We start from the raw sequence: 3,720 nt of genomic DNA on the forward strand, positions 1-3,720 counted from the left end.
AAGGATGCCCGCCATGAATTCAGCGGCCTCGATCCTGCTGGTCGATGACGACCCCGACCTGCTGCGGCTGATGACGATGCGCCTGCAAGCCGCCGGCCACCTGGTGCAGACGGCGGTCAGCGCCGAAGCCGCGCTGGCGCAGCTGGCCGTGCACCTGCCGGCGCTGGTGATCAGCGATGTGCGGCTGCCAGGTCGCGATGGCCTGCAGCTGTTCGACGAGGTGCGCGCCCGCCACCCGGCGCTGCCCTTCATGCTGCTCACCGCGCATGGCACCATCCCCGATGCCGTGGAGGCCACCGCACGCGGCGCCCTGGCCTACCTGACCAAGCCCTTCGATGGCAAGGAACTGCTGGCCAAGATCCGCCAGGCGCTGAACCTGCATGCCAGCGAGGCACCGGCCGCCCGCGACGCTGGCGCCGACGGCCCGTGGCGGCGCGAGCTGATCAGCCGCAGCCCGCGCATGGCCGAGCTGCTGGCCGAGGCCCGCCTGGTGGCCGCCACCGACGCCAGTGTGCTGATCACCGGCGACAGCGGCACCGGCAAGGAATTGCTGGCCCGCGCCATCCACCGCGCCAGCCCGCGCGCGCGCAAGCCCTTCGTCGCGGTGAACTGCGGCGCCATCCCCGAGGCTTTGCTCGAGTCCGAGCTGTTCGGCCATGTCAAGGGTTCGTTCACCGGTGCGCAGGCGCATCGCCAGGGCCTGTTCCCGGCGGCGCAGGGCGGCACGGTGTTCCTCGACGAGATCGGCGACATGCCACTGAGCTTGCAGGTCAAGCTGCTGCGCGTGCTGCAGGAACGCACGGTGCGGCCGGTGGGGTCCAACGAATCGATAACGATCAATGTGCGCGTGTTGTCGGCGACGCACCGCAACCTGGACCAGGCGATGGCCGAAGGCCTGTTCCGCGCCGACCTGTTCTACCGCCTGAACGTCGTGAAGCTGCGCCTGCCGCCTCTGTCCGAGCGCCGCGAGGACATCACGCTGCTGGCGCAGCACTTCCTGCTGAACCTGGCGGAGCGCTACCGCAAGACGCTGAACGGCTTCGCGCCCGATGCACTGGAGGCGCTGGTCAGTGCGCCCTGGCCGGGCAATGTGCGCCAGCTGGTCAACGTGGTGGAGCAGGTCTGCGCGCTGGCCAGCTCGCCGCTGATTCCGCTGACGCTGGTGCAGCGCGCGCTGGAAACGCCCCGGGCCGAGGTGCTGAGCTACGCCGATGCCAAGCACCGCTTCGAGCGCGACTACCTCAGCCAGCTGCTGAAGCTGACCTCGGGCAACGTGGCCGACGCCGCGCGGCTGGCCGAGCGCAACCGCACCGAGTTCTACCGCCTGTTGCAAAAGCATGGCCTGGAGGCGCAACGTTTCCGCGACGAGCCGGCGGTCGACGAAGCGGTGTCGGGTGACGGCGACAAAGAAAGTCCCGACGCATCAAGCACTTGACGAAGACCGGCCGAAAGCTGTCGCTGCGTGGCGACAAAAACCGCGTTTTGGCCGCCTCAAACCATCAGCTGAAGGCCGTGGCCTTTGCAAGTCATTGATCTCCAACGACTTTTCGCGCTGGCATGGGCATTGCGGAGTTGTCGGGGTGGTGCCGAGTCCGGCACGCCATCCGGCAGCCGCCGGGTGTCCAACCTCATAGGAGTTCTTGATGCAACAACATGCCACCATCCTGGCCCGCCTGCTGACTGCTGCCTGTGTCGCCGCTGCCTGCGGCAGCGTCGCAGCGGCTGATGTCACCGTCGCGCAAGCCACGCCGGTCGCGCAGAGCGCAGACACCGCCATCACCAGCAAGGTCAAGGCCGCGTTGATGGACGACAAGCGCCTGGCCACGCTGCAGATCGACGTCAGCACCACCGATGGCGTCGTCGTGCTGAAGGGCAACCTGCCCAGCGCCGATACCGTGCAACAAGCCGTTCAGGTGGCCGGCGCCGTGCCCGGCGTGAAGACCATCCGCAATGAACTGAAGGTGGCCAGCTGAGCGTGCCACGCTGATCCAGGCCGGCGATCCGGTTCAGGCTGCTCCTCCCTGCACCGGATAGCCGGCCTCCTGCCAGGCCTTCATGCCGCCATCCAGCGCCACCACGCGCTGGAAGCCCATGCTGCGCAGCGTGGCAGCGGCCAGCGTCGAGATGCGGCCGAACTCGCAACAGGTCACGATGCGCAGCGTCGGATCCGGCAGTTCGGTGTTGACGCGCAACTCCAGCTGGCCACGCGGCAGCAGCCGGGCGCCGGGAATGTGCGCGGCTTCGAAAGCATCGCGCTCACGCACGTCCAACACGATCAGATCTGGCGATAGCGATTCCAGCCGCGTGCGCAACTCGGCCATGGCCATGAAGGGCACGCTGGCGGCGGCCTCGGCGAGCATCTGCGCTACCGTCTTGCCGCCACTCATGTTGGTGCGCAGCGCCTCCGTCAGATGGGTCGGCATCGACAGGTCCAGCTGCTTCATCATCAGCACGAAGCCTGCTTTGTCGCGCTGCTGCAGCCGCGGGTTGTTGGCCAGTTCGTCGCCCAGGGTCGAGTGGCCGCGCTGCTTGTAGTCGTGCGCGGGGTAGACGAGTAACTGCGGATCCAGCTTCAGCAGCTTGTTGAACAGGCTGTCGTACAGCGCCTCGGGGTCGCCGGTGGGCAGGTCGGTGCGGCCGGTGCCGCCGATCAGCAGCGTGTCGCCGGTGAAGACGCGGTCGCTGCCCACCAGGCACATCGAATCCGAGGTGTGGCCGGGCGTGTACAGCACCTGCAGCCGCAGGTTGCCGAGCACGATCATCTCGCCATCGTCGACGCGCATGCCGATGCCGGGCGCCGGGCTGGCGCGGTGCATCACCGTCATCGCGCCCAGGCGCTCGGCCAGCTGGCGCGAGGCCGAGAAATGATCGGCATGCGTGTGTGTGTCGATCACGAAGCGGATGCGCAGCGCATCCCGCGCGGCCAGCGCCAGGTAGCGGTCGATCTGGCTGACCTCGGGGTCGATCAGCGCGCCGGCACAGGTGGCACCGCAGCCCACCAGATACGACTGGCAGCCGCCGGTGGCGACCTGCTCGAAGATCACGCGGCCGCTCGTTTCACTTCGGCTGCTTCACGATGCGCAGATACGGTTTCGGGGCTTTCCAGCCTCCCGGGAACAGCGTCTTCGCGTCGTCGTCGCTGACCGAGCCGGCGATGATCACGTCCTCGCCCTGCTTCCAGTTCACCGGCGTGGCCACTTTGTGCTTGGCGGTCAGCTGCATCGAATCGACGACACGCAGGATCTCGTCGAAGTTGCGGCCGGTGGTCATCGGGTAGGTCAGCATCAGCTTGATCTTCTTGTCCGGGCCGATGACGAAGACCGAGCGCACCGTCGCGTTGGTGGCCGCGGTGCGGCCCTCGGACGTGCCGGCTTCGTCGGCCGGTAGCATGTTGTAGAGCTTGGCCACGCTCAGGTCGGGGTCGCCGATCATCGGGTAGCGCGGCAGATGGCCCTGCGTTTCTTCGATGTCGCTGGCCCAGCGCGTGTGATTGGCCACTGGATCGACCGACAGGCCGATCAGCTTGGTGTTGCGCTTGGTGAACTCGGGCTCGATCTTGGCCATGTAGCCAAGTTCGGTGGTGCACACAGGCGTGAAGTCCTTGGGGTGCGAAAACAGGATCGCCCAGCTGTCGCCAATCCAGTCATGGAAGCGGATCGGGCCCTGGGTGGTGTCCGCCTTGAAATCGGGGGCGGTGTCGTTGATGCGCAGTGACATGGC

At 67.3% G+C, this 3,720-nt stretch carries 4 protein-coding genes; 2 read left to right on the plus strand and 2 right to left on the minus strand.

Annotated features, from left to right (window positions below):
- The first annotated feature begins 13 nt into the window (after nt 1-13).
- A complete protein-coding gene (locus tag VLK61_RS22045) occupies nt 14-1,435 on the plus strand; it encodes a sigma 54-interacting transcriptional regulator (protein ID WP_325423973.1) in 1,422 nt (473 codons plus the stop codon).
- A gap of 208 nt (nt 1,436-1,643) precedes the next feature.
- The gene (locus VLK61_RS22050; protein WP_325423975.1) at nt 1,644-1,973 is read left to right on the plus strand and encodes a BON domain-containing protein; all 330 of its coding nucleotides are present in this window, start codon (nt 1,644-1,646) and stop codon (nt 1,971-1,973) included.
- Between the two features lie 33 nt (nt 1,974-2,006).
- Here the strand turns inward: VLK61_RS22050 and VLK61_RS22055 are convergent, their stop codons facing one another.
- Both VLK61_RS22055 and VLK61_RS22060 read right to left on the minus strand, forming a co-directional pair.
- Nucleotides 2,007-3,044, minus strand: a complete 1,038-nt coding sequence (locus VLK61_RS22055) for an MBL fold metallo-hydrolase (RefSeq protein WP_325423977.1) — start codon at nt 3,042-3,044, stop codon at nt 2,007-2,009.
- Between the two features lie 13 nt (nt 3,045-3,057).
- Nucleotides 3,058-3,717: a peroxiredoxin gene (locus VLK61_RS22060; RefSeq protein WP_325423979.1), complete on the minus strand. Its 660-nt coding sequence runs from the start codon at nt 3,715-3,717 to the stop codon at nt 3,058-3,060.
- Nucleotides 3,718-3,720: the final 3 nt, after the last annotated feature.

The sequence above is a fragment of the Aquabacterium sp. genome (assembly GCF_035476535.1).
Taxonomy (GTDB): Bacteria; Pseudomonadota; Gammaproteobacteria; order Burkholderiales; family Burkholderiaceae_C; genus Pseudaquabacterium.